The sequence below is a fragment of the Acinetobacter sp. P37 genome (genome assembly GCF_057480965.1).
Genome location: NZ_JBLIYY010000006.1, coordinates 160,511 through 186,927 on the forward strand (window position 1 = coordinate 160,511; position 26,417 = coordinate 186,927).

The following is a 26,417-nucleotide window of genomic DNA, read 5'->3' on the forward strand; positions in this document are numbered from 1 at the left end:
AAGGATATTGTGCATTTCACAATATCCTTTCTAGATGATGATTGAGTTGCCGAATTAAAAATATTTCCCGAGCTTCATCCTGAGCAGCAAGGATCAATGACGTGTGGTCAATCAAGCGGAATGCTGAGAGGCTACTTGCGTATACAACTCCAAAGTCTGATCACACATCTCTTTTAAACTAAACATGCTGATAGGCTGCACGTGTTGTGGTTGGTCTAAATGCAACTTTAAGGTGTCGAGTAATTGTGTTTCATCATCGACAGTGACTAAACCTTGCGGATAGACATTCGATAAAATTTCAGCTACGCCACCACGGTTCCAACCGATTACAGGTGTACCTACAGACAGTGCTTCAAGTACTGTCCGTCCAAAGGTTTCCGCTTGGCTCGACAAAGACAAAACCAAATCGCTAAAAGCTAACCATTCACGGATATCTGAACGATGACCGACAAAAGTAATCCGATCACTCAGCCCTTTAGCCGCAATACTGTCTTGCATTTCTTGTAAATAAGCCGCTTTTTTCGGATCTGCACCACCGACCACCACCGCATGTACGTCGGGATACTGTGTTTGTAGCTGTTCCATTAAATGGATCAGGGTTTCATGACCTTTCAAACGGGTGATACGGCCTGGTAAGCAAATCAGACGCTTATTTTCTAGTTCAGGGAAATCTTTTAGGGTTTGATTGAGCCACTGTGCTGAGGGTTGATAACCATGTGGAAAAGCAGCGGGGTCAATGCCACGATAAATACGCACAATGTCCTTGGTAGGACAGTTTTTGTAGTTGTCCGTGATGTATTTGACAACACTATCCGAGACCGCAATGACTTTTTCAGCCTGCGTCATGATTTGACTATAGCGATTAATCGAATAAAAACCATGTACAGTTGAAATCAGGTGAGGTCGCTTGTTTGCAGGAATCCCTTTGAGGGCAAAATGCGTGAGCCACGCAGGGACACGTGAGCGCACATGCACGATGTCTGGTTGATGTTGCTCAATCAGTTTACGTAGAGGACGAATTTGCCATAAGCTTGATAAGGCTTTTTTATGGATTGCGAGCTTGAGGTGAGTTGAACCTTCGGCTTCCAATTGAGTTACCATGCGACCACCATTTGAAACCACTAAGGACTCATGACCGGCGGTCACTAAAGCACGAGCTATTTCTAAGGTTCCTCGCTCGACACCACCACTGTTCAATTCAGGTAAAAGCTGCATTACTTTCATAGCATTTCTCTTTTTTATGTGCTGAGTTGAACTCAATAGATTTTGTCATAGCCTTGTGGGCGGGTTTTAAAGCGGCGATGGAACCACATGTATTGTGTCGGTGCGATTCGTAGCTGATTTTCAATAATTTTATTGGTTCGAACAGCATCCGAAACTTCATCTTCACTCGGAAAATTATCCAAAGCAGGTTCAATCAGCACATGATATTGAGGGTTGCTGATGTCGCCATCTCGATAAAAATACAATGGGATCGCTACGGCTTTAGCAATTTTTAATAAGCGACGATGTGCAGTAACAGTGGCTGCGGGAGTACCAAAAAACGGTGCCATAACCCCTTGTTTTAAACCAAAGTCTTGATCGGGACTGTACCAAATGGCATGGCCATTTTTCAGATTGCGAATCAAGCCACGCATATCGTCATGGTCGATTTGGTTGGCATAGATGGTGGCACGGCAACGCACAATCAACATATCCAACAGCGGATTATTTTGCGGACGATAAACCACATCCGGTTCAAAGAACTGTGCGCATAAATAGCCACCAGCATCGAGCAGGGTAGAATGTGTGCCGAGGAGTAAAATACCTTTGCCTTCAGCTTGTGCATTTTGAATATGTTCTAAGCCTTCAATTTGCACCCGATTTTTGAACCACTGCGGGCTGTACCATGCATTTAAGGTTTCAAAAATACCAATCATTTGGTCGATAAAAACCTGTCTTGCATTAGCTTCAATCTGTTCTGCCGTCCATTCAGGAAAGCAAACTTCCAAGTTGCGAATCGTGGTTTTACGACGTGATTTGAGATTATTAAATGCGACAGAACCGAGGAATTGCCCAAGTCGATACTGAATTGCCCACGGAAGAATCGCCAAAATCATAAGAAATACAATCCCTATCCAAATTCCCCAATACTGAGGAAGTAAGAAAGACCATTGGAATTTTCCGGGTTGATATGTTGGCTTTTGACTCATAGGGCTAAATCAAAGATTAAAAAATAGGGTTCAGTTTAGCATGAAGCTGAATTGAAAGAGAAAGTTCAACCTCATGCTGCACTAGACTTAACCTTTGACTAAACCGCCATCGACAATCAAATTCTGCCCTGTGACTGCACGTGAGTAAGGGGACAAGAACATCATGATGGCCGCCGCAAATTCTTCAGGTGTGGTCACTGTGCGTAAAGGTGTCGATGCTGCGATTAAATCAAACACGGCATCGGGTGTGGCTTTACTGGCATCGGTGCTTTGTAATAAGCCACCTGAAAGCATATTCACATTAATCCCAAACTCACCCAGCTCATGCGCCGCTGTGCGGGTGAAGGCCAACAGAGCTGCCTTTGCTGCAGTGTAGTCGTGGTAAGGAACGACAGGGTTTTGTACCAGGTTGGTACCAATATTGACAATGCGACCAAAACCCTGTGCTTTCATCTTGGGAAGCGCCGCTTGAGTGGTGTTGAGAGCAGCAACGACTGCGCCATCAAATTGTTGCTGTAAGTGCTGTGCGGTCAGTTCTTCCATTTTAGGACGGGCATCGCCATTAAATTGAAAATGGATGAGGGCATTATTCACGACAGAGGTGATCGCGGTACCAAAATGTGCTTCTGCTGCGGCAAAAAGCTGTTCTACTTGAGCTTTATCTGTGACATCTGCTTGATAGGCAAACACTTGCTGAGGAAATGCGGTCGCCAACTGTTCTGCCGCAGTTTGACTGGATAGATAGTTCACGACCACGCGTGCGCCTTCAGCTATTAAAGTTTGGCTAATTGCCAAACCGAGGCCACGTGCGCCTCCTGTAACCAAGACAATTTGATCTGAAATTTGCATGCTCGTGACTCAATCTTATATTGAACGTCACCATAGCAAGCTTTTCGCATTAGCGGAATCATCTTTACAGACGCTGTATACTCCAATTTGAAACTGAGTTATCCGATCTAATAATTCAGCCGAGTCATATGACAAAAAAAAGCCGTATCGAAATACGGCTTTTTCTGTGTGGAATATTTGTAGGCTTAGCCTTTTGCGAGCGTTTCTAGCTCATCTAAACGTTCCATTTTTTCTAGCATTTCGTCATCAATTTCAGCTAGACGCTGTGATGCTTTGGTCGCAGCATCGGCGTCAGTCATGAACCAAGAACCGTCAGCTAATTTTTCAGACAATTCAGCTTGCTCTTGTTCCAATGCTTCAATTTCAGTCGGCAGTTGTTCTAGGGCACGTTGGTCTTTATAGCTGAGCTTGACTTTTTTAGGCACCGCAGCGGCAGCCGCTGCTTCGGCTTTAGCCATGGCTTTTTTCACATCGCTTTTTTGATCCACGACAGTTTGGTCAGGACGCTGTTCCAAATAGTCTTGGTAACCGCCGATGTATTCATCGATTTGACCTTTACCATCAAATACCCAAGTCGAAGTCACCACGTTGTCCATAAAGGCACGGTCATGCGAAATCAGTAACAGTGTGCCTTTGTAAGCGCTGAGCATTTCTTCCAACAGTTCAAGCGTCACCATATCCAAGTCGTTGGTCGGTTCGTCCATCACGATAAGGTTCGATGGTTTTAGTAGAAGCTTTGCCAACAGAATACGGTTACGCTCACCCCCAGACAGTGCTTTAACAGGTGTACGTGCACGTTCTGGAGAGAATAAGAAGTCTTGTAAATAACTGTAGATGTGACGACGGCTACCATTGACATCGACATGGTCTGAGCCTTCAGAGACGTTATCTTTCACTGATTTTTCAAGATCAAGTGCATTTCGAAGCTGATCAAAGTAAGCAACTTCAAGCTGTGTACCTGTTTTTACTGTACCAGTATGTTCTTGCTCACCCAAAATAGCTTTGATAAGAGTGGTTTTACCCACACCGTTGTCACCGACTAAGCCGATACGGTCACCACGTAATACCAGTGCCGAGAAGTCTTTGATGATTGGCGCACTGTTGCCAAATTGCACAGCTAAGTTTTCAATTTCAAAGACCACTTTACCTGAGCGCTGCGCATCTTGCGTTGCCATGCTCACTTTGCCTTGTTGTGAACGACGTGCTTTAGACTCTTCACGCAATGCTTTTAGGGCGCGAACACGACCTTCGTTACGGGTACGACGCGCTTTAATGCCCTGACGAATCCATACTTCTTCTTCAGCGAGTTTTTTATCGAATAGTGCATTTTGCTTTTCTTCCGCTTCCATTTGCTGAGCTTTGAGTTCGAGGTAACGTGAATAGTTACCTTCATAGCTACGCAAAATACCGCGGTCAAGTTCCACAATACGGGTTGCGATGCTGTCGACAAATGAACGGTCATGCGAAATAAACAACAGGGTTAAGTTGTTTTGATCAAGCAGGAATTTTTCGAGCCATTCAATACTTTCAACGTCCAAATGGTTGGTTGGTTCGTCGAGTAGTAAGACATCGGGCTGCGTCAAGAGAGCACGTGCCAATAAAACACGACGCTTACGACCACCAGACAAATCTGCAAGGTCAGCTTCTGGGTCTAGGCCCATTTTACTGAGGATAGCATTCACCTTGGTTTCAAGTGACCAGCCATCCATTTGATCCATCTGATGTTGTAGGTTGCCCATGCGCTCACAGGCGTCCATATCGCCGAGTACGCAGGCTTCGCTGGCTTCATGATAAGCACGTAGAACAGTTGCAGCTTCACCTGCACCATCGGCAACAATATCAGCAACTTTGCCCGAATCCATGGGTACATCTTGAGCAAGCATTGAAATCGTAATGCCATTTTGCAATGAAACTTCACCGCCATCTGGCAATAAAGTTCCCTCAATCAGTTTAAGTAAAGTAGACTTACCTTCACCATTACGACCGATTAGACACACTCGCTCGCCACGTTCTAAACTGAAGTTCGCGCCGTCGAGTAGGGAAGGTCCGCCAAATGCAAGCTGGACGTCCCTTAAAGTAATATAGGCCATAATGTTTCCTGAAATCTTATATGAGGAGTGTAAATTGACTACACAACAAAATCTTGATGAACAGGCGTCATTTTCCGCACCCATTGAAGATTTGCAAGTCCGAATTGCATTTTTAGATGATTTAGTTGACCAACTGAATGATCAAGTTGCGCGTCAAAACGCCGAAATCGCTGATTTAAAGAAACAAATGCAGATGTTGTATCGTCGTATTGAATCGGCAGATTTATCTGAAGGTATTGCGGCATTTGACCCAATGACTAACCGCCCACCGCATTATTAATGTCACTATTGAATGACAGGCAGATGACGAATCAGCGCCAAAGCTGTGGATTGGTGTAAATTTATTTGACCTTTTGCAGCGTGACAGGTCTAATGCACCGCATCTGCTGATCGAAACCCATTATTTCATCTCATGAGTCAAAAAGTTGTCCTGCTAGATTTGGAAAATAACCCGCCCACAGCAAATCTATTGCGCAATATCATTGAACATTACAGTACTTTGTATGTGTTTAGCTGCAGCGGAAAATTTGAATATGCACTTGAAGATTTGACTGAAATTGCAGGGTGGATCGCGAGTGGTCAATTGGTGGTTTTGGATATTCCAGAAACGCCGCAAAAAGAATTTGAATATGCGGTGATTGTGGGGCAACTGATGGCCTTGATGGATCCAGATGCGCATATTGAAGTGATTTCAGCAATGCCTGATATTGAATTACTGATGGAACAATTGGATGGCTCTGGACTCAGCGCACATCTTATTCAAATTCAGTCAGAACAAGAAGTTTCACATAAAGTGAAATATAAAATTCCTGACCTAGAAACCATTCGGAATAAACCTGATTTATTACTGATTAAACACTATTGTGATGGTCTGGAAAAACTCAGTGGCAAGCCAAACAGTTTGGATAAACTGAAAAACTCGCTGATGAATATTTTGCAAGTCTCTAGCGAAAAAGCTCAGCATTTGGTCGGTATGTTGATCAATCTAAAAATCGTCAAACGCTTTGATGAGCAGATTTCGATTCGAAAAAAAGTACTCAAACAATGGGTGCAGCTAGATTTAAATACGACTGCTGAAACAGCATTGCCGATAAAAACAGACCTGAATGCATTTACTGCTTCACTCGAAGAACAAACCTCAAATACTGATGATACGGCGTCGATGATTCAGGCTGCACAGCAAGGCTTATTTAAAAATTTCAATAAGATTGATCCTGTGCAAATGGAAGTGATCCGAAAATTGCATGAATTAAAGTCAGATAAACCAAAAGATATCTATGCCTTACGTGATTTATTGGAGCAAATGTTCCCGCAATCTGACGTTCGATTATTACTTAAAGAGTTGATCGAAAAAGGATATATCTACTGGAATGGTCACGAAGTGCTGTATAGCCACGAGATGTTCCTGAATTAATTTTATCGAGTGAACTTGCGTTTTATATTGCGCTTATGCAACTCTAATAAAGGAATATAAAGGTTGTGCTATGGAAAATACTGGAATCTGGGTTACTGTTTTTATTGTGGTCTTTGTACTTGGGTCGATTTTTGGACTTCGAGTAAATCCTAGAGAAAAAGCCTTGGGCATTATGCGCGAGAAGGCGCGTAAGATGGGGCTGCACCCACGTTTAGTGGCTGCACCTGCTTGGACCAAGATTCCAATGGCTTCTGAAAAACGTGCCAGTATGGTGGCGTATTACAGTGTGCTGATTCCAGATGCGCGTTTGCCTTTAATGCGTGCTTTAGTGGTCGATGACAAACTTGAACTGGTGCATGGTGATGACAAGTTCAAGGATTTAGCCATTACATTAAAGGGCATTTATGCTATTGATATGCAGGCAAACTGTGTAGGACTCTATTGGAACGAAGAATCTGACTTAAGAGCCACACAGCTTGATGATATGAAAGCATTTTTACATTCATTGGCTGAACTTTAAATTTAAAAAAACCTATTAAACAGGAATGATGGTTAACTATGGCGAACGCTCCTCGGTCCACATCTAAAAGTACCACAGCAAAATCTGCCGATGCTGGGAAAAAGCGTGCGTTAGTGATTGTGGAATCGCCTGCAAAAGCGAAAACAATCAATAAATATTTGGGCTCTGATTACATCGTGAAATCATCGGTGGGTCATGTCCGTGATTTACCTACAGGCGGCTCGAGTAAAACAGCAGAGAAAAAGCCAGTAACTCGTGCAAAATTAACTGAAGCTGAAAAAGCCAAAAAAGCACAAAAAGCTTTGGTTAATCGTATGGGTGTAGACCCTGAAAATGACTGGAAGGCACAGTACGAAGTCCTACCGGGTAAAGAACATGTTGTTGCGGAACTGAAAAAGCTTGCATCGCAAGTTGACGAGGTCTATCTCGCAACGGATATGGATAGGGAAGGAGAAGCAATTGCTTGGCATTTAAAAGAAGTGATTGGCGGTGACGACTCACGTTATCAACGTGTGGTGTTCAACGAAATTACCAAAAATGCCATCCAAGAAGCGTTTAAACATCCTTCTCGCCTCGATACAGATAAAGTAAATGCTCAACAAGCCCGTCGTTTCCTCGACCGTATTGTGGGCTTTATGATCTCGCCACTCTTATGGGAAAAAATCGCTCGTGGTTTATCGGCAGGTCGTGTGCAATCTGTGGCTGTAAAACTTGTGGTTGAGCGTGAACGTGAAATTCGTGCCTTCGTTCCAGAAGAGTTTTGGCAAGTTTTTGCAGATACCAAGTCGAAGAAAGACGATATCCGCTTAGAAGCGGTGAAGCAAAATGGCAAGACTTTAAAACTGCACAATAAAGCTGAAACAGATGCTTTACTGAACTTGATTAAAGATGCCGACTACACAGTTTCAGCACGTGAAGACAAACCAACCAAGGTCAATCCAAGTGCGCCATACATCACGTCTACATTGCAACAAGCAGCAAGTACACGTTTAGGTTTTTCTGTGAAGAAAACCATGATGTTGGCACAGCGTTTATATGAAGCCGGCTTTATTACCTACATGCGTACAGACTCAACATTCTTGAGTGATGATGCTGTGAATATGGTTCGTGGTCATATCGAAACTGAGTTTGGTCAAAAATATTTACCAGCTAAACCAAATCGTTATGGCAATAAAGCCGGTGCGCAAGAAGCCCATGAAGCGATTCGTCCATCGAATGTCGCGTTAAAAGGCGATAGTTTGGTGGGTGTAGAGCGTGATGCACAGCGTCTTTATGACTTGATCTGGCGTCAGTTCGTTGCATGTCAAATGACTCCAGCAGAATATTTATCATCAACGATTTTAGTTAATGCCAATGGTGTCGAACTCAAAGCCAAAGGCCGTACATTGGTTTTTGATGGTTTCACTAAAGTGCGTGGTCAAAACAAATCGGATGATGATGTACTGTTGCCTGCTGTAAAAGTCGGTGAAGTACTGAAACTTGAAAAATTAGATCCATCGCAACACTTTACTAAACCACCTGCGCGCTTCACTGAAGCATCTTTGGTCAAAGAGCTTGAGAAAAAAGGGATTGGTCGTCCATCGACATATGCTGCGATTATCTCAACTATTCAAGACCGTGGTTATGTGAAGCTTGATAACCGTCGTTTGTTCGCCGAGAAAATGGGTGAAATCGTGACAGATCGTCTCGATGAAAACTTCAATAACTTGATGAACTATGCATTCACGGCAGATCTTGAAGGTCAGCTAGATAAAGTCGCGGATGGTGATCGTAACTGGAAAGAGTTACTCAATAGCTTCTACGGTGATTTTAAAACACGTTTAACCACAGCTCAGGGTGAAAATGGCATGCGCCGTAATTTACCTGTAGAAGTGGATGCGGTGCACTGTAAAGAATGTGATCGTCCGATGCAGATTCGTACAGGGACTACAGGCGTGTTCTTGGGTTGTTCAGGTTATAACTTACCGCCAAAAGAGCGTTGTAAGGGGACTTTGAACCTGACACCTGTAGAATCATTGGCTGCACTGTCTGACGATGACTCGGCAGAAACAGCAGATTTAATGTCGAAAAAACGCTGTCCAATCTGTGAAACAGCCATGGACAGCTATGTGATTGATGGTGGGCGTAAGTTGCATATCTGTGGTAATAACCCAGACTGTGCTGGTTTTGAGCTTGAAGAAGGTGAGTTCAAAATCAAAGGGTATGATGGCCCAACCATTCCGTGCGACAAATGTGATGGCGAAATGCAATTGAAGACAGGCCGTTTCGGTCCATACTTTGCATGTAATAGCTGTGACAATACACGTAAAGTGTTGAAGAGTGGTCAGCCTGCACCTCCACGTGTAGATCCAATTAAAATGGAGCACTTACGTTCAACAAAACATGATGACTTCTTTGTCCTTCGTGATGGCGCAGCAGGTTTATTCTTAGCTGCAAGTAAGTTCCCGAAAGTACGTGAAACTCGTGCACCGAAAGTGGCTGAACTACGTTCTGTCGCAGATCAGTTGGATGCAAAATATCAGTTCATCTTGCAAGCGCCGGATGTCGATCCTGAAGGAAACCCAACATTGGTGAAATTCAGCCGTAAGAACCAAGCGCAATATATTGGTTCTGAAAATGCTGAAGGAAAACAAACCAAATGGTCTTTGGTGTACCAAGACGGTAAGTGGGTTGAGGCTTAAGCTTTAAAATCAATAAAATGCTGACTTCGGTCGGCATTTTTTATGTCTTTTGATCAAGGATTTTTTAAAGCAAGTAATCGATTGAGCTTTTAAATTGACCAAGACATTCTACGAATGTTCTGTTTTAATTCTGAAAATAAACGCTAAAAATTAATTGAGATCTTGGGGAATGTGGAAAAAAATTCGGGTACTGTGTTTACTGCTGATTCTACTAGTGGTCGCAGTCAATGCCTATAAAGACAAAAATCAAGACTGGAGTAAACCGATCTTTGTATTGTTACATCCAATTAATGCAGATGGTCGAGAGAGCACACAAGCGTATATACAGCAGCTCTCTGTCAATGATTTAAACGATGTTCAACAATATTTACAAGCGACAGCACAGAAATACCGAGGGCAACCGACTTATGTGTATTTTAAGTTAGGTCGCGAGTTGAAAGTTTTACCTCCCAAAGTACCCAATGATGCTGGCATGTTGGACGTTATCTTATGGAGTTTGAAATTCCGCTACTATGGTTGGCAGCAGCATGAAAATGTAGATGGCGTTTCGAGTGTTACACTTTTTCTAAATTATTACGATCCGACCCAAACCAAAGAACTTAAACATTCCACAGCTTTGGAAAATGGTCGAATTGGATCGGTGAATTTATTTGCATCGAATAAACAGACAGCGCAGAATAAAATCGTTTTAGCCCATGAGTTATTACACGCTTTTGGTGCAACGGATAAGTATGATTTGGCCACAGGTCAGCCTATCTTCCCTGTCGGCTATGCAGAACCTGAGCGGCAGCCTTTGTTTCCACAAAGTAAAGCTGAACTAATGGCTGGGCATATTCCTACCTCACAGACGCAAAGTAAAATGCCTGAAGATTTAGCTGATACTGTGGTGAGTGACGTCACAGCAATTGAAGTGGGATGGAAAAAATAATGTGGATAAAACCTATCTTATCCACAGTCTAAGTCAGCAGTGTGGATAAGATTTGGACTTTTCTTTCATTTTTCTTCATCATGAAGTTGCATAATCCATTAAATAACGAATAACTTGAGAAAAAACATGAGAACAGTAGGCAACGATTTTATTCGCAGTCAGCTCCATGAAAACCGTAAGTGGTATCTCGGTTTAGGTGCTTTATTGGTGGTCTTCGGATTGGTCCTTTTGGCAGCTTTGCCATTCGCGACAATCACTGTCATTTATATTTTTGGTGTGCTGATGATGTTAGGTGGTGTAATTCATTTCATCGCGGCATTTAAAATTTTTGAAGGCGGTTACCGCTGGTTCTGGGCACTATTTGGGGTGCTGTATTTGGTCGCAGGCTATTATGCATTTACAACGCCTGTCAAAACGGCCATTGTCCTAACCAATTTATTGGCGATTATTTTGATCATTGCAGGGGTCATTCGTATCTTTAATGCTGTGCTATTTCGAGCATTTCAAGGTTGGGGATGGACACTATTTTCAGGTCTATTGACCTTGATTACGGGTGTGATCATTTTGATGTCACCTGATGCACCATTTTGGGTATTAGGATTATTCTTGGCGGTTGATATTTTATTCCAAGGGGTCAACTACCTTACTTTGGCTTCTTATATTCGACGTGAAGTGCCGAAAAGCTCGGCAGAGCAGTAAGCTGCTTGCGGATCTGATAAATAAAAAAAGAGTGCTGAGGCACTCTTTTTTTATTTATTTAAAATGTGTACTACCCGTTAAGGTTTCACGCTATAGCGGCTACTAATGGCGATACGATTCCATGTGTTAATGACAATTGCGAGCCATTCAATCGCACTGATTTGATCATCCGTTAAAAATGGTAGGGCATCTTCATAAACTGCATCAGGAACTTGGCCTTCGGCAATTAATGTAATTGCTTCGATCAAGCTTAAAGCAGCACGTTCTTTTTCGTCATAGTACGCAGTTTCACGCCATGCAGTCAGTAGGCTAATACGTTCAATGCTTTCACCTGTTTTCAGTGCATCGTGTGCATGCATACGAATACAGAACGCACATTCGTTGATTTGGGATGCACGTAATTTGAGTAAATGAGCTAATCCTTCACTTAGGCCAGCTTCATTTATTTTTGCATTGCCAGTGCATCAAGTTCTGCAACTTTTTTATATAGCTCAGGTGCAGACTGACCTAGGTTGATTCGTGACATTTCGAACCTTTCTGATGTTTTTAGATATACCTGCTATTTTAAAACCGTTATGGTTGAGGACAAGTTTTATTTTGAGCATTTAGATGACCACTTTTGTTCTTGCGCCCGATTCATTTAAAGAAAGTATGAGTGCTCAACAAGCCTGTGACGCGATGCGGCGTGCAATTTTAAAGCTCATACCTGACGCAAATGTCATCGCTGTGCCAATGGCAGATGGCGGTGAGGGAACTGTAGATGCGTTACTCAGTACTTGCGACGGCCAAAAAGTGACGATAGCGCTTACAGGTCCTTTGCCCAATCAACGTGTGACGACGTATTTCGGTTTGATCGACGGTGGAAAAACTGCGGTGATTGAAATGGCAAAAGCTAATGGTATTCATCTTGTTGATATGGCTCAGCGAAATCCTTTACTGACGTCAACTTATGGTACGGGCGAAATGATCCAGGCTGCTCTAGACTTCGGAGTAAGTAAAATTATCATTGGCTTAGGCGGGAGTGTGACCAATGATGGCGGTGCAGGTATGGCGCAGGCCTTGGGGGCACAATTTTTAGATGAAAATGGCTTGCAAATAGCAGTTTGTGGTGGTTGTCTTGATCAAATTAAAAGTCTTGATTTGACGCAGCTCGACTCACGTTTAGCGCATACAGAAATTATCATTGCCAGCGACGTCATTAATCCACTATGTGGTGAAAATGGTGCATCCCATATCTTTAGCCCGCAAAAAGGTGCAACGCAGGAGATGGTGCGTCAGTTAGATCAGAACCTCAGTCATTATGCGGATGTGGTTGAAGCGACTCTGGATTGTGCTTTACGTGATGCAGCAGGTGCAGGTGCTGCAGGTGGATTAGGTTTTGGGTTGATGGCTTTTGCGGGTGCATCGATGCAATCAGGTGTGGAATTGGTCATTGAACAAAGTCAGTTGAAGGAAAAAATAGCACAGGCAGATTATGTGCTCACTGGTGAAGGGAAAATTGATCATCAAACCAAGTTAGGTAAAACACCATTTGGTGTGGCGCAGGTTGCAAAAAAGTTTAATAAACCCGTGATCGCCTTTGCTGGTCTAGTGGGTGAGGAAATAGCAGAACTCTATGATTTAGGTTTCACACAGATTGTTGGAATTAATCCACCAGATTGTAAGTTGGAGGATGCATTAAAAAATGCCGAAACATACTTAGAAAAAAGTTGTACAGATCTCATCAATTCTATATGTAAAAGATCAGAACCTACTCCTCTTAAGATGGATCGGTTCTGAAAAGTGTTACTTCTATAAGCGATTTTCTAAATAGTGCTGTGCCAATGTGACTTCTGCATCGTACTCAGTTGGATTTTGCGGTTTAGGGAGGCGAATATTAGGTGCAATACCAATGTCGTCAATTTGCTGCCCCGTACGGCGGTGGATAAATGTGGTTGCATAATACAGTGTGAATTGTTGAGATGGCGTTTTGATGGTTCGAATATTCGATGCATCTAAAGCACCATAAGTGTTACGCCCCATGACTAAAACATTCGGATTTTGACGTGCGGTTAAAATAAACATTTCACACGAACTACCGCATTCTTCATCTGACAGAATAACAACTTTTTTGGGCGTAGCTTTGACGTCTGAATGGGCGATCACATATTTTTCCTCTTTCTGCTTCGTCATCCCAACCCAGCTATTTTTATTGCTTTCAAGTTTAGCAATCATACGATTAAATTCTACCTTGATTTCCCCATCAGGTAAGATTTTGGCTGTTTCTTTCCATGATTGAATATTTTCTGTAGATGCATAAATTTGGGGCATTTCAAACCAATACTCAGCTGCTCCCAAAAGTGGATAAAGGGGTTGTGCTGATGTATCAAATCCGCCTGAGTTTTTGCGTAGATCAAGAATTAAATAACGTGCGTCTAACACTTGGTTTTGATTGTCTTGAATGATCTTTTCAAGTTGATCTTGAACAGACAGAGCAAAAGTTGGGATGGTGATTAAGGTTGTCTGCTCAGATAATTTTTGCGTGGTCACGAGATTGCTTGATTGTATTGTTGAACTCTCTGTGATGGCTTCTGATATGGTTTTTCGGCCTAAGCTCAGATGACCTTTACGGATAGATTTCAGAAAGTGATTGGTGATTTCTTTACAGGCATCGACCGAAATTACTTGTGTAATTTTAGCGTTTTGCTCATTTATGACCTTTTGAATATTTTTTGGATAGTTGTCCCAGTTTTTTGCTCGAATACCAGCATCATTTTTGAGTATAAATTCAGAGCTAAAGTTAAAATCTTTTTGGCACTCACTAGGTGTCATGGGGCTAAGTCCATCTGCAGCTTGAATACTTGGGCTTAGAAAAAAACTACTACTCAGTACCAACAATGAAAGCTGTGAAAATTTATTGAACATGTCATGATTCCTAGAGACGGTTATTTTCTCAAGTTATAAGCCTATGGATTTAAATAGGTCTTTGTTTTTCTAATGATATTGATTTGTAAATCTACTGATTTTTTACTGTATAAACAATGAAAATTTTAAATGAATAGTCATGGTTAAAACGGTGTGTTTCCGCGTCAAATTGAGTCACTTTGTAGTCGTCTACGCTGTGAATTTAGGGTAGCTCTGTTAAACTACCAATTCACATAGCACGATGAGACACCATGAGTTTAGCCAACCTGATTGATGAATTAAATCCTCAACAAAAACAAGCCGCAACAACAGAAGCACAGCATAGCTTGGTTTTGGCAGGAGCAGGTTGTGGTAAAACCAAAACTATCGTGGCGCGTGCTGCCTATTTAATTGATCAAGGCGTGCCTGCCAATCAAATTCAAATTTTGACTTTTACTCGCCGTGCAGCGAGTGAAATTGTCGCTCGTGTGGAGCTGGCTCTGGGTGAGCAAGCCAAAGGGCTACGTGCATCAACCTTTCATACCTTTTGTATGTACCTCTTGCGCCGCATTCCAAAAGCTTTTGGTCTAGAACAGTTTTCGATTATTGATCGTGATGATCAACTCATGATGTTCCGCCTGATTCGTGGCCGTGATGATAAGAAAAACCCCAATCACTTACCCAAGCCAAAAGAACTCTGTGACCTATATTCTTTTGCGCGGAATACGCGTCAAAAACTTAGCATTGCCATGGAAAAGCAAATGCCTGAGTACTTTGCTTTAAAAGATCAAATCGCGGATATCATGAAAGAATACGAAGCTCGTAAACGTGCGCGTAGTTTTTTAGATTATGACGATATCTTGGCGATTGTGGCGAAAGCCTTGGCGGAATCAGATGGACTGGTCGATTATGTCGCTTCAATTTGTCGCCACATGTTGGTCGATGAAATGCAGGATACCAATCCGCTGCAATGGGCGTTACTTGAGCCGCTAAAGGAACGTGTCAGTTTGTTCTGTGTCGGCGATGATGCACAGTCAATCTATGGCTTCCGAGGTGCAGACTTTGAAAATATTCATTATTTCAAAGAGCGGGTACCCGACGCACAGATTTTTAAACTTGAAAAAAATTATCGTTCAACCCAAGAAATTTTAGACCTGTCGAATTGGTTGTTGGATGAAAGCGAAATTAAATATGACAAACGCTTAGATGCCTATCGTGGTGAAGGGATTAAGCCGAAAATGCATATTTTCCCGAATGAGTTTGATGAAGCCAAATGGATTGCCATCGACATCAAAGAGCGTCATTACCTCGAAGGCAGCAAATGGTCGGATCATATGGTGCTTGTGCGTTCAAGCTTTGCCGCTCGTCATATTGAAGCAGCCTGTATTGCCGCAAACGTGCCGTATCGCTTTATTGGCGGCATGAAATTACTTGAAACAGCCCATGTCAAAGACTTGCTCAGTGTGCTGCGTGTAGTGGCCAATCCTTTAGATGATATTGCATGGATGCGTTTTTTAACCTTGTGGAATGGTGTGGGTGATGTAAGTGCGAGTAAGTTATCGCAGCAGATTTTACTCGAGCCAGAAATGCAAGCCATTGCAACCAAGTTGGAAAAATTTGGCAAAGTACCTGACCAAGCGATTCTGATGATGAAGCAAATGTCGGTGTTGAAAGATCAGGTCAAAGAATGTGTAAGCTTGGCTGTTCAAGCGATTTCTGAGCAGCTGGAAGAAAACTATAAAAAAGATTGGAACCGCCGTGTCGGTGATTTTGATCTGGTGAAACAACTGGCATCAAAGCATACACAGCTCAGTGAATTTCTTGAAGAGTATGTGCTCGATCCAGTGTCCATTTCTGAAATTGAACGCCAATCTGACAGTGATGTCGTGACTTTAATTACCATTCATTCGGCAAAAGGAACGGAGCAAAAAGTCTGTTATGTGGCGAATGTCACGCCAGGGCAATACCCGCATGCACGTGCCCAAGGCAATTTCGATGAAGTGGAAGAAGAGCGTCGCGTGTTATATGTGGCGCTGACACGTGCGCAAAATGAACTGATTTTGACTAAGCAAAACTTGAACCACTGGGCGCGTGAAACTGTCGATGAGCAAGGCCGTAAAGTAGAAAGTTACTTTATGAATGATTTAACTCGAAACCTATGTAGTTTGGAAACACATTATAAAACCCGTCAGCAAACCGTAAAAAGTGCCTTAATCGAAAGAAAATCGATTAATTTAGATTTTGGTATCGATCTCGATTAAAATAGATTTTTGACGTGATTTACACGCAAGTTAAAAAGCAAAATAGACAAATGCTTTTTGATGATGCTGTCTATTTGGAAGATTGAATGAAAATTTTAGTACGTAACTTAGAGCGTTCAGTTACTGAAGCAGAATTGGTTGAACTGTTTAAACCATTTGGCGCAGTAGAGTCTGCTGTTGTTGTTATGGATGCAAGCACGGGTAAATCGAAAGGGTTTGGTTTTGTCGAAATGCCAAATGGTCGTGAAGCTGTAAAAGCGATTAAAGGCCTGAATACTTTGAAAGTCAAAGGTGCGGGTATTCGCGTAAAAGCGGCTGAAGATAAGCCTAAAGCATAAATTCAAAAAGGAGCGTAACGCTCCTTTTTTTATCGGTGATCTATGAAAAAATGCTACTCGGCTTTGTCGATTGTTGCGCCATCTGGTTTGAACATTGCGTGCGGGCTTAAAACGCTTGAAGTCCGCTTATGGCAGCCCGAACATTTGCCTTTAAAAGATTTAGTGATCGTGGAAAATCAACGCTACTTACATGAAAGCGGAGATGAAGATATTGGACGTGCAGTGGCGATGGTCGATGTATATGACGTTCATGCATGGACTGAAACAGAGGTAGAGCAAGCGCAGGCGACATATTGGGCAGCAGGGTACTGGGCTTGGCGTCTGGAAAATATCAGGATGATTGATTGGGATATGCCTGTTCCCGCAAAGCGTGACATTTATTTCATTGAATTCGATCATCCATAATATTTATTGTGAATTTCCTAAAAATCCGTTTAAGCTTGTTCCTGTAGAAAAACGCCAAAATTTAGGGAATTGTTCATGTCTCGTGTTGCTCGCTTTCATGCTGATCGTACCAATCAAAAGTTATATTTTAGCCGTCTTGCATGTCAGCAAGCCGAGCAGATCGATCATGTTCAACAAGCTCAGGCTTATCGCGAAGCAGCGGTTTTTCATTTGCATGGTGCAGTACTTGCGTTTTTACAAGAGTTGGTGCGTTACTATCGTTTAAATGATCCTGCGCCCACGTTAAAGTCGATTGAAACGCTGATGGCTGAAAAAGGTCAGGTATCACCTGAAGTGACTGTTATGCAGCAATTGGCAAAGCAGGGCTTTATTGCAGAGCTGAAACGCGCACATCGTATGTGTCAATATGCACCTGAACCGTCTGCACCGGAGCCAGAAGATGAAACGTCTTCAAATTTAATTATTAAAGTTACCCAAACACCGCAAGCATGGTTGCCAGATACCGCTATTTTGCGTGAATGGCATCGTGATCTAACTCAATTAATTGATGGATTTCGTAACGAGATGGTAGAGTTCTAATCGGACTATTGCTACTTGAAATAAATTTATTTAACCCGATATAAGATTATCTAAGTAATACAAAGTGCAGATGCCTTTATCACCATGTTGCGCATGGAGGGATATATGTCTATAGAACAGTTGAAAGAACTCTTTGGGAACCAGGAAGCAATTTTAGAGCTGGTTCAATTGGAAGGTGGTGAGTTGGCATTGCGTAATGCAGGCTCAGAAAAAGAGCCTTTGGTGACTATCCAATTCAATGAAGAATTACGCAATATTTTGGGCGATCAAATGAGTGTGATCGCTCAGCAAATGATTCAGGCTGCATTGTTTGGTCTGTTAGAAAAACAAGTGGATGAATGGCATGCCGAAGTGGTTGATGAAAAGCCAAAATATATGAGCTAATCATATAGCTGCTGACTTTGCGGATCATGATAATGAAAACGCACCTTTTGGTGCGTTTTTTTATATCCAAAATGGCACTTAGACTGTGCCCAGTTCAGTAGGTGAGATCAGTATCGAACCTAAAAATACAATAAAGACCCCGATGAGCTGTAAGAAAAAAGGATTTTTGGTATCTTGCCAATACAGAATCAGAAAGACGATGGAAATGGGATAAAACAATAGACAGCCCAGTCCCCATAAAATACTGGTTTTAAATGCAGCGATGAGAAAGCCCAGACCGCCAATCAAAATAATGGCAAGGCCTAAATAGAGGATGTACATGTTTTTTTCGTTTCTTGTTTGAAGTTTTTAAAAATGATGCTTCGTTTGATGCTTATTTTATCAATATGTTTTTTAAATTCAATTATTTGTAATTTTAAAATTAATGAATTATATCCATTAAAAAAAGGCGATGCTTAAATGCATCGCCTTTTTGGTATCACCTTTAAGCGCTTAATTTGACATCTTAGTGTGTCGGTGTTTGGTGATGGGCAATTTGGATTTGATTTAAAATATGATTGCTCATATTTTTCGCCATTTCCTCTTTGGCATAATAAACCTCACCGACATTGTCACGACGAATGACTTCAGCTTCTTCTTTACTTTCCGCACACACCAATACTTGGATAGACGGATTCAGCATTTTGGCAATATCGACAATTTTATGAATATCTAAAATATCCATAGGTGAAATGACCAAAAGGCGTGCGTGTTGAATATGGGCTTGAATTAAAACCCCAGGTTCTGTTGCTACACCGGATACCGCAGCGATGCCTTTTTCCCGCAAGTTTTCCACGATTTCACGGTTTTCTTCAGCAATAACCACTTTAATGTTTTCATTCATTAATTCGCGGGTAATACGACGACCGACTTCACCATGACCAATCAGCACCACCTGATCACGCAGATAATCCTGTGAGACCTCATCCGGCAACATGGCCAATGGGTCACTACTACGTTCCAGTAAACGGGCCAAATTCGAGCGCTCACGGATGAGTCGCTGCATAGGCTCGATGGCAGAAAATACAAATGAATTTAGCGTAATCGAGATTAATGCACCTGCCAGTATCAGATTTTGACCTTCCATGGAAAGGAGGTTTAGAGATACACCTAAGGTCGCTAAAATAAATGAGAACTCACCAATCTGCGCCAAACTTGCACCAACGGTTAATGCGGTATTGATGGGGTAACGGAAGAACAACACCAACGCCATTGCAGCGATGGTCTTACCAATCATGATAATGCCGACCACAGCTAAGACGTGAAGCGGTTGTTCAATCAAGATCCGTGGATCAAACAGCATACCGACGGAGACGAAAAACAGAATCGAAAAAATTTCACGAAGCGGAAGAGTTTCTTCTTCTGCACGATGACTAAAGTCCGACTCTTTGACCACCATGCCGGCAAAAAATGCGCCCAGTGCCATGGATACACCAAATACCTTGTAGGCACCAAAGGCAATAGACACGGCTGCTGCAACCACGGTGAGCGTGAATAATTCACGTGAGCCTAAGCGCGCAACCACTTGCATAATCATTGGCACTAAGCGTTTACCAATGATTAGCATAAAGGCAATAAAACCTGCCACTTTGAGTAAGGTAATACCAAGGGTGAGCCAGATATTTTCATCTGCACTACTTTCTGTGAGTGGCTGTCCACCAAGCAATACTGCTGTGGCAGGGAGTAAGACCAGAACCAAGACCATGACCAGATCTTCAACCAAGAGCCAGCCTACAGCAATTTTACCATTCACGGAGTTAAGTAAGCCTCGGTCACCGAGAGCCTTGAGGAGAACCACCGTACTTGCACACGACAAACTTAAGCCAAACACTAAGGCTGAGCCCATGCTCCAGCCCCAAAGCATGGAAATTCCCATACCCAGTAAGGTCGCCACTGCAATTTGTAAAATGGCACCGGGCAAAGCAATACGACGGACTTGCATCAAATCATTGAGTGAAAAGTGCATACCCACGCCAAACATCAGGAACATGACACCGAGTTCGGCCAACTGGTTAGCGAGATGGATGTCACCAACTACTCCAGGCGTATTTGGGCTAATAATAATACCGGCAATCAGATAGCCGATGAGGGGAGGAAGTCGCAGGCGCGCAGCTATATAGCCAAAAATTAAGGCAAAACCAAAGCCAACAGCAAGTAATATTATGAGTTCTACATCATGAGGCACTAAAAACTCCTTAAGCCTAAGTTAAGGGTAAAAAAGACAAGCACAAAAAGTGCCAAAAGCATTTTGAAAGTTTAGCAATTCGAATAAAAAAAATGCAAAAAAAAACGACCTAAGCAGGTCGTTTTTTTCAAAAAACTAAAATTATTTGATTTTAGCTTCTTTGAAAATTACGTGTTGACGGATTTTTGGATCAAATTTTTTGATTTCCATTTTTTCCGGCATAGTACGTTTGTTCTTAGTGGTAGTGTAGAAATAACCTGTACCAGCAGAAGAAACTAGGCGAATTTTATCACGCATGTTCGTAGCTCCTTAGATCTTTTGACCTTGAGCACGTAGGTCAGCAACAACCTTTTCGATGCCCAATTTGTCGATAATACGCATACCTTTAGTAGTTAGACGAAGACGTACGAAACGTTTTTCGCTTTCTAACCAAAAACGGTGGTGATGCAGGTTCGGCTCGAACCGGCGTTTAGTTTTGTTGTTGGCGTGTGAGACGTTGTTACCAACGACTGGACGCTTGCCGGTAACTTGGCAAACCTTAGACATGGTGTAACTCCATTGATTTAGCCAACAGCAAATCTGTATGGCCAGTCAAAAAAAACATTGAATTCATTCAAGGGGCGTTTTATATCAAAAATGCGCTTAAAAGACAAGCGATTTTGCATAAAACGAACGATCACCTGGTGTGATCGTTCATGCCTTGATCGTTTATCGAAGAAGTGTCTTCGAAATCAGTTTGTGGATCGGCTTATTGAACGGTGGAAGAATGAATTTCAAACTATAGAGTTTTGGATTCGACATCACCGAGCGTTCATGCGACAAACTGAAGAAACCTTCTGGACCATGATATTTCCCCATACCCGAAGCCCCCACACCGCCAAACGGCAGGTCATCTTGAGCCACATGGGTTAATACCGTGTTTTGTCCGAAATGTCCTGAATGGGTACGTGTTGCGACATAGTCGGCACGTGCCTGATCAAAGTCGAAATAGTATAAAGCAAGTGGACGAGGACGGCTATTAATAAAAGCAATAACCTCGTCAATTTGATCATATTCCATGATCGGAAGGATCGGACCGAAGATTTCATGCTGCATAATTTGCATGTCTGGAGTGACACCCGTTAAAACAGTCGGTGCAATTTTACGTACAGCGTCCACATCTTCATTTTGTGGGTTAAAACTGATGATTTGTGCGCCTTGATCACGTGCATCTTCTAAATAACCTTGTAGGCGCTTGTACTGCTTGTCATTAATAATCGAGGTGTAGTCCTGATTATGAGCAATACTTGGGTACATGGCTTCAACGCACACTTTATAGTGATCTAAAAATTCAGCAGTTTTACCACGAGGTAAGAACACATAATCAGGTGCAACACAAGTTTGACCTGCATTCCAAAGTTTACCAACCGCAAGACGCTGTGCAACATCCGCAAGGTCAATAGACGGATGAACCAATACAGGTGACTTTCCGCCTAATTCTAAAATCACAGGAACTAAGTTTTCAGACGCTGCCGCCATGACGGTTTTACCGACATTGGTTGAGCCAGTAAAAATCATTTTATCGAAGGCAAGGTGACTAAACGCATCTGAAATTGGGCCACCACCATTGACGACTGCGACCAATTCTTGAGGAAATGCTTCTGCGAGAGCTTTTTCGAGCACATCACCGAATGCCGCAGAGGCACTCGAAATTTTGATCATGGCATGGTTGCCCGCAGCCAAAGCACAAATCAGTGGGCCTATAGAAAGAAGCAGTGGGTAATTCCATGGCGTAATAATGCCGACGACACCAAGTGGTTGATATTGCACCCATGCTTTTGCAGGTTGGTGAATAATTCCGACATGGCGTTTGGATGGTTTCATCCAGTCTGTCAAATGCTTGCTATAATATTTGATGTGTTCAAGACATGTGAGCAACTCACCAATCTTGGTTTCACCAATAGAACGGTTACCATAGTCTTGATTAATTGCATCAGCAAATTGATCTTGATACTTAACTAAGATACGCTTAAGCCGAGCCAAACGGTCTATACGTTCCTTCGCTGTAGGCAATGGGTAACGTAAATATGCTTGTTTCTGCTGTTCCAACATATTGTTGAGATGCTGGTGATCAAAAGAATGTGGTGTCATTGAAGTTGTTTTTGTTTGACTATTCATGTCGCACGACCATATCCAAATTAGCGATTAATTAATTTTTAGAGCAAATACTCTAAATAGTCAAGTTACTTTATGTGTTAGTGTTCTAATGCTTTGAAATAAATGGTTGTTTTAGGATGTCTCACACCAAAACCTTAAAAACGAAAGAACGTATTTTGCAGCTGAGTTTGCAGTTGTTTAATGAGCGTGGCGAGCGTTCAGTGACAACCAATCATATTGCTGCTGAACTGGGAATGAGTCCTGGTAACTTGTATTACCATTTCCGAAATAAAAGTGAAATTATTAAGGAATTAATGGAGCAATATCAGCATGAAACGCTAGAAATGTTAGCGCTTCCTGATGATCGTCAGCTTGATGCCAATGATAAAATTCGCTATTTCCAAGTGTTAAGTAGCCAATTATGGGCTTATCGATTTTTACATCGTGATGTTTATCACTTGGTCGAAAATAATGAAGATTTCCGCAAAATGTATCCACGTTTTGCCGGTCAAGTTATGCAACAAGGGCAGAAAATTTATCGTGCCTTTGTTGACGCAGGCTTAATGCAGATGACCGATTCTGAAATTGAGGCCTTAACCATTAACTTGTGGATTGTGCTGACCAACTGGACCAACTTCCTTTATATGTCGGGCCATATTACCGACTCCAATACTTTGGAAGAAAAGTGGGTGTGGCAAGCACTGCGACAAATGGTGTTCTTAGAAGGTGCATATCTACGTGGTGAAAGCCGTGAAACCTATGAGCGATTGCTCGAAACTTTAGGGCCGTCGGACTTATTTGCAAGTCTTTCAAGCGCAAAGCATCAGGTTACTGAATAAGACTATTTAGTCTGGCTTTAAAAAGCGTTAGAATACTCGGCTCTTTTTTCAATTTAACTGATTAGTGATATAAACCAACATGAATATGTCGACCGCTAACACAGCACGCTTACTCATTACCTGTGAAGATAAACCAGGGATTGTGCAAGCTGTATCGAGCTTTTTGTATCATCAGGGAGCAAATATTACCGCACTTGATCAATACGCGACTGAAGCTCAAGGGGGGCGATACTTCATGCGTGTTGAGTTCGAATTGGATAATTTACAAAGCCGTAAAGAAAGTCTAATTCAAACATTTGCAAGCAATGTTGCTGAGCGTTACAACATGCACTGGCGTTTAGCTTTAGTCAGTGATGTGAAGAAAGTCGGTATCTTGGTGTCAAAAGTTGACCATGCTTTGCTTGAACTGTTGTGGCGTCATGCACGTGGTGGTTTGCCATGTGAAATCACCAAAGTCGTGTCTAACCACGAGGCTTTACGTGAATCTGTAGAAAATTTCGGTATTCCGTTTGAAGTTGTTCCTGTAAACAAAGAAAACAAACGTGAAGCTTATGAGCAAATTGATCAATTGATGCAAGGCAATGATTTACTCGTTCTTGCTCGTTATATGCAAATTTTAGACGAAGAATTTGTTCAAAAATGGGAAATGAAAGTGATCAACATTCACCATTCATTCCTCCCAGCCTTTGTTGGTGCGAACCCGTATAAACAAGCGCATGAAAAAGGTGTGAAACTGATTGGTGCAACAGCGCACTATGTGACTGCTGATCTTGACCAAGGGCCGATTATTGAGCAAGACGTAGAGCGTGTAAGCCACGACTTTACTGTTGAACAATTGCGTGAGTTAGGTCAGGACGTAGAACGTAATGTGCTCGCACGTGCAGTCAAATGGCATCTTGAAGATCGTATTATTGTCGATGGTAATAAAACTGTTGTATTTCAATAAAACGAGATAAATTTTTGAATAAAAGGGCATACTTTAGGTATGCCTTTTTTATATTATGATTAAAAAAAGTCATTAAAACTGACGAATTAATAGTTGCAAATGAAAACACTTCTCATTTATTATTGCCGTACTTTAATTGTGCTAACCGATGAGCATGATTGTATTTTTGACAAAATAAATGCAATCGCTTCTTCAAGGTAACTGAGTTTAATGAGTCAATCTCCCGCTCCAATGATGCAATCACCTAACCCGATGAAAAAGAAAATCATTACTGCGCTTCTCGCTGTTGTGGTAGGGCATATGGGGGTATTGTGGGCGGTCAGCAATATGAAAGCACCAGAACTTAAACCGATCGAAAAAGATCCGATTAAAGTTCGCTTTGTGAAGATTGTTGAAGAGAAAAAACCAGAACCTCCGAAGCCAAAACCAGAACCGAAGAAAGAGCCACCAAAGCCAAAAGAAGTTAAAATTGTAGATAAGCCTTTACCACCTCCACCGAAGAAAGTGGAAAAAGTGGAACAGGTGAAAAAGAAAGATGCGCCGAAACCAACTGTTGAAGCGGTCAAAAACGTACCACCAACACCTGTTGTTTCAACTGTGGTTTCTGAAACGAAAGTCGTTCGTGTTGAACCAACACCTCCGGCACCTGTTGCACCACCACCTGCGCCACCAGCACCACCTGCGCCACCGACACCTAAAACTGTGAGCATTGGTAATGGTGTCAGTTGGATTAAGAAACCTAATGTTCAATTTGAAGATGGTGAATTAAAAGCGTCGTGTACAGTTGAAGTTGCGATTGCAGCAAGTGCTGAAGGTAAAGTCGAATCAGCAACGATTAAAAACTCGACTTGTGGCGCTGCTGTAAACCGTAAAGTGACTGCTGCAGTGAAGCGTGCACGTTTATCCAAATATATTGATAATGGTGTGGCAACTCCGACGCGAGTTGATCAACCATTCAACTTTAAACTTAATTAAGATTCCGGCTAACCCATTAGGAGTTCGAATATGAACTTTTCAGTTTATTGGCAACATGCAGATGCAGTCAGCAAAACACTGTATTTCGTGTTACTTGCAATGTCGATTGCGACTTGGACGATCTTCGTTCTTCGTATTATGGGCACACGTCAGCTCAAACAAGTGGCGTATAACCACCTTGCAGATGCACTAAGCAAACTGAAAGCGAAATTTGCTCCTTTGGCTTTTGAACAACGTAAGGCTGTGGCTGAACAAGCATTACTACGTCAAATTTCGGTAGAAAAAGCTAATGCTGAAAAAGGCGTATCTGTATTGGGTACGATTGCTTCAATTGCACCGTTCGTAGGTTTGTTCGGTACAGTATGGGGTATTTTCCATGCCCTTGTAGCAGTGGGTAAAAGCGGTCAAGCGGGTCTTGCACAAGTAGCAACACCAGTCGGTGAAGCCTTGATCATGACGGGTCTTGGTTTGGCTGTGGCGATTCCTGCGGTTTTGGCTTATAACATCTGTGTTCGTTTTAACCGTACACTGTCGAATGAATTGCAAGATCAAGCGCATGGTTTATTGATTGATACTATGTTGCAACAAGAATCTGCAGCGAAGAAAGAAGACTTGAAAACTGCACAGCAAAGTTTAGCTGGAGGTCAAGCTTAATGGCTTTTCAATTGGGTGAAGACAACGATGCTGGCATGAATGAGATGAACCTCATTCCGCTCATCGATATTATGTTGGTATTGATGATCATCTTCTTGGTGACTGCGACTGTTGCCAACCCATCAATTCCATTAACCTTGCCACAAACGACTGCAGAAGTGATTGATCTGCCAACTGAAAGCGTAACCATCAGCATTAACTCAGCGGGTGATATCGCTTGGAATGGTGATATTGTCACGCTCGAAGATTTAGAAAGTCGTCTAAATACAGCTGGTCAGCAAGAACGTAAGCCTGCATTGGTATTAAAAGCCGATAAAGAATCACGTTATGACACAGTTGCACAAGTGATGTCGCGTGCGAGTGGAGCCGGACTCAGCGATATCGCCTTTGCCAGTGATAACTAAGCACTGAGCAAAGATA

27 protein-coding genes and 1 pseudogene are annotated in these 26,417 nt (G+C 42.3%); 17 read left to right on the top strand and 11 right to left on the bottom strand.

The window, feature by feature from the left end; translation table 11 throughout:
• Positions 1-111: 111 nt before the first annotated feature.
• The 4 genes from AC25JC_RS07590 to AC25JC_RS07605 all read right to left on the bottom strand — a co-directional run bounded on the left by AC25JC_RS07590 (position 112) and on the right by AC25JC_RS07605 (position 5,131).
• The gene (locus AC25JC_RS07590) at positions 112-1,224 is read right to left on the bottom strand and encodes a glycosyltransferase family 4 protein (protein WP_486923789.1); all 1,113 of its coding nucleotides are present in this window, start codon (positions 1,222-1,224) and stop codon (positions 112-114) included.
• Between the two features lie 32 nt (positions 1,225-1,256).
• Positions 1,257-2,192 carry an LpxL/LpxP family Kdo(2)-lipid IV(A) lauroyl/palmitoleoyl acyltransferase gene (lpxL, locus tag AC25JC_RS07595; RefSeq protein WP_180084716.1) on the bottom strand — a complete coding sequence of 312 codons (936 nt, stop codon included), beginning with the start codon at positions 2,190-2,192 and terminating at the stop codon, positions 1,257-1,259.
• Between the two features lie 87 nt (positions 2,193-2,279).
• A complete protein-coding gene (locus AC25JC_RS07600) occupies positions 2,280-3,041 on the bottom strand; it encodes a 3-oxoacyl-ACP reductase (protein WP_078192745.1) in 762 nt (253 codons plus the stop codon).
• Positions 3,042-3,226: 185 nt separating this feature from the next.
• Entirely contained in the window at positions 3,227-5,131 is a 1,905-nt protein-coding gene (locus AC25JC_RS07605) for an ATP-binding cassette domain-containing protein (RefSeq protein ID WP_078192744.1), read from the bottom strand.
• Positions 5,132-5,165: 34 nt separating this feature from the next.
• Here AC25JC_RS07605 and AC25JC_RS07610 point away from each other — a divergent pair, with 34 nt between their 5' ends.
• The 6 genes from AC25JC_RS07610 to AC25JC_RS07635 all read left to right on the top strand — a co-directional run bounded on the left by AC25JC_RS07610 (position 5,166) and on the right by AC25JC_RS07635 (position 11,373).
• A complete protein-coding gene (locus tag AC25JC_RS07610; protein ID WP_078189840.1) occupies positions 5,166-5,411 on the top strand; it encodes a SlyX family protein in 246 nt (81 codons plus the stop codon).
• 132 nt (positions 5,412-5,543) lie between these two features.
• A complete protein-coding gene (locus AC25JC_RS07615; protein ID WP_180024467.1) occupies positions 5,544-6,545 on the top strand; it encodes a hypothetical protein in 1,002 nt (333 codons plus the stop codon).
• Between the two features lie 70 nt (positions 6,546-6,615).
• Positions 6,616-7,065, top strand: coding sequence for a hypothetical protein (locus tag AC25JC_RS07620; protein ID WP_078189705.1), 450 nt, complete (start codon positions 6,616-6,618; stop codon positions 7,063-7,065).
• A 38-nt stretch (positions 7,066-7,103) separates the two neighbouring features.
• Positions 7,104-9,746: a type I DNA topoisomerase gene (topA, locus tag AC25JC_RS07625; protein ID WP_078192741.1), complete on the top strand. Its 2,643-nt coding sequence runs from the start codon at positions 7,104-7,106 to the stop codon at positions 9,744-9,746.
• Positions 9,747-9,915: 169 nt separating this feature from the next.
• Positions 9,916-10,674 (top strand): hypothetical protein, encoded by a 759-nt coding sequence (locus tag AC25JC_RS07630; protein ID WP_486923790.1) that lies wholly within the window; start codon positions 9,916-9,918, stop codon positions 10,672-10,674.
• 126 nt (positions 10,675-10,800) lie between these two features.
• Positions 10,801-11,373: an HdeD family acid-resistance protein gene (locus AC25JC_RS07635; protein ID WP_486923791.1), complete on the top strand. Its 573-nt coding sequence runs from the start codon at positions 10,801-10,803 to the stop codon at positions 11,371-11,373.
• Positions 11,374-11,450: 77 nt separating this feature from the next.
• Here the strand turns inward: AC25JC_RS07635 and AC25JC_RS07640 are convergent.
• A pseudogene (locus AC25JC_RS07640) lies at positions 11,451-11,899 on the bottom strand (carboxymuconolactone decarboxylase family protein).
• Between the two features lie 83 nt (positions 11,900-11,982).
• On the opposite strand from AC25JC_RS07640, the gene AC25JC_RS07645 reads away from it, so the two are divergent.
• Entirely contained in the window at positions 11,983-13,152 is a 1,170-nt protein-coding gene (locus AC25JC_RS07645; RefSeq protein WP_180115887.1) for a glycerate kinase family protein, read from the top strand.
• A gap of 12 nt (positions 13,153-13,164) precedes the next feature.
• Here the strand turns inward: AC25JC_RS07645 and AC25JC_RS07650 are convergent, their stop codons facing one another.
• Entirely contained in the window at positions 13,165-14,277 is a 1,113-nt protein-coding gene (locus AC25JC_RS07650; protein ID WP_180115886.1) for a S41 family peptidase, read from the bottom strand.
• Between the two features lie 251 nt (positions 14,278-14,528).
• Here AC25JC_RS07650 and AC25JC_RS07655 point away from each other — a divergent pair, with 251 nt between their 5' ends.
• The 5 genes from AC25JC_RS07655 to AC25JC_RS07675 all read left to right on the top strand — a co-directional run bounded on the left by AC25JC_RS07655 (position 14,529) and on the right by AC25JC_RS07675 (position 18,223).
• Positions 14,529-16,517 carry an ATP-dependent helicase gene (locus AC25JC_RS07655; RefSeq protein ID WP_486923792.1) on the top strand — a complete coding sequence of 663 codons (1,989 nt, stop codon included), beginning with the start codon at positions 14,529-14,531 and terminating at the stop codon, positions 16,515-16,517.
• 86 nt (positions 16,518-16,603) lie between these two features.
• Positions 16,604-16,855, top strand: a complete 252-nt coding sequence (locus AC25JC_RS07660; protein ID WP_078189697.1) for an RNA recognition motif domain-containing protein — start codon at positions 16,604-16,606, stop codon at positions 16,853-16,855.
• A gap of 42 nt (positions 16,856-16,897) precedes the next feature.
• Positions 16,898-17,260 (top strand): ASCH domain-containing protein, encoded by a 363-nt coding sequence (locus tag AC25JC_RS07665; RefSeq protein ID WP_486923793.1) that lies wholly within the window; start codon positions 16,898-16,900, stop codon positions 17,258-17,260.
• Between the two features lie 75 nt (positions 17,261-17,335).
• Positions 17,336-17,839 (top strand): DUF6586 family protein, encoded by a 504-nt coding sequence (locus AC25JC_RS07670; protein WP_486923794.1) that lies wholly within the window; start codon positions 17,336-17,338, stop codon positions 17,837-17,839.
• A gap of 105 nt (positions 17,840-17,944) precedes the next feature.
• On the top strand, positions 17,945-18,223 hold the full coding sequence (locus AC25JC_RS07675) for a hypothetical protein (RefSeq protein ID WP_078192732.1): 279 nt from the start codon (positions 17,945-17,947) through the stop codon (positions 18,221-18,223).
• Positions 18,224-18,301: 78 nt separating this feature from the next.
• Here the strand turns inward: AC25JC_RS07675 and AC25JC_RS07680 are convergent, their stop codons facing one another.
• The 5 genes from AC25JC_RS07680 to AC25JC_RS07700 form a co-directional block, all read right to left on the bottom strand.
• A complete protein-coding gene (locus AC25JC_RS07680) occupies positions 18,302-18,544 on the bottom strand; it encodes a hypothetical protein (protein ID WP_486923795.1) in 243 nt (80 codons plus the stop codon).
• A 184-nt stretch (positions 18,545-18,728) separates the two neighbouring features.
• The gene (locus AC25JC_RS07685) at positions 18,729-20,447 is read right to left on the bottom strand and encodes a cation:proton antiporter domain-containing protein (RefSeq protein WP_168377889.1); all 1,719 of its coding nucleotides are present in this window, start codon (positions 20,445-20,447) and stop codon (positions 18,729-18,731) included.
• Between the two features lie 141 nt (positions 20,448-20,588).
• The gene (rpmG, locus tag AC25JC_RS07690; RefSeq protein WP_001205031.1) at positions 20,589-20,744 is read right to left on the bottom strand and encodes a 50S ribosomal protein L33; all 156 of its coding nucleotides are present in this window, start codon (positions 20,742-20,744) and stop codon (positions 20,589-20,591) included.
• A 12-nt stretch (positions 20,745-20,756) separates the two neighbouring features.
• Positions 20,757-20,993 carry a 50S ribosomal protein L28 gene (rpmB, locus tag AC25JC_RS07695; protein ID WP_000048256.1) on the bottom strand — a complete coding sequence of 79 codons (237 nt, stop codon included), beginning with the start codon at positions 20,991-20,993 and terminating at the stop codon, positions 20,757-20,759.
• A 162-nt stretch (positions 20,994-21,155) separates the two neighbouring features.
• Entirely contained in the window at positions 21,156-22,604 is a 1,449-nt protein-coding gene (locus AC25JC_RS07700) for a coniferyl aldehyde dehydrogenase (protein WP_180034939.1), read from the bottom strand.
• A 116-nt stretch (positions 22,605-22,720) separates the two neighbouring features.
• Between AC25JC_RS07700 and AC25JC_RS07705 the strand changes: the two genes are divergently transcribed.
• The 5 genes from AC25JC_RS07705 (at position 22,721) to AC25JC_RS07725 (ending at position 26,401) form a co-directional block, all read left to right on the top strand.
• Complete coding sequence (locus tag AC25JC_RS07705) at positions 22,721-23,422, top strand: TetR/AcrR family transcriptional regulator (protein ID WP_486923796.1); 702 nt, start codon at positions 22,721-22,723, stop codon at positions 23,420-23,422.
• Positions 23,423-23,501: 79 nt separating this feature from the next.
• Positions 23,502-24,368, top strand: a complete 867-nt coding sequence (purU, locus tag AC25JC_RS07710) for a formyltetrahydrofolate deformylase (RefSeq protein WP_486923797.1) — start codon at positions 23,502-23,504, stop codon at positions 24,366-24,368.
• 210 nt (positions 24,369-24,578) lie between these two features.
• Positions 24,579-25,343 carry a TonB family protein gene (locus tag AC25JC_RS07715; protein ID WP_111884065.1) on the top strand — a complete coding sequence of 255 codons (765 nt, stop codon included), beginning with the start codon at positions 24,579-24,581 and terminating at the stop codon, positions 25,341-25,343.
• A 30-nt stretch (positions 25,344-25,373) separates the two neighbouring features.
• Positions 25,374-25,997 (top strand): MotA/TolQ/ExbB proton channel family protein, encoded by a 624-nt coding sequence (locus AC25JC_RS07720; RefSeq protein WP_180101401.1) that lies wholly within the window; start codon positions 25,374-25,376, stop codon positions 25,995-25,997.
• Entirely contained in the window at positions 25,997-26,401 is a 405-nt protein-coding gene (locus AC25JC_RS07725; protein WP_078192724.1) for an ExbD/TolR family protein, read from the top strand. Before AC25JC_RS07720 ends, AC25JC_RS07725 begins: the two co-directional genes overlap by 1 nt.
• The last annotated feature ends 16 nt before the right edge of the window (positions 26,402-26,417 follow it).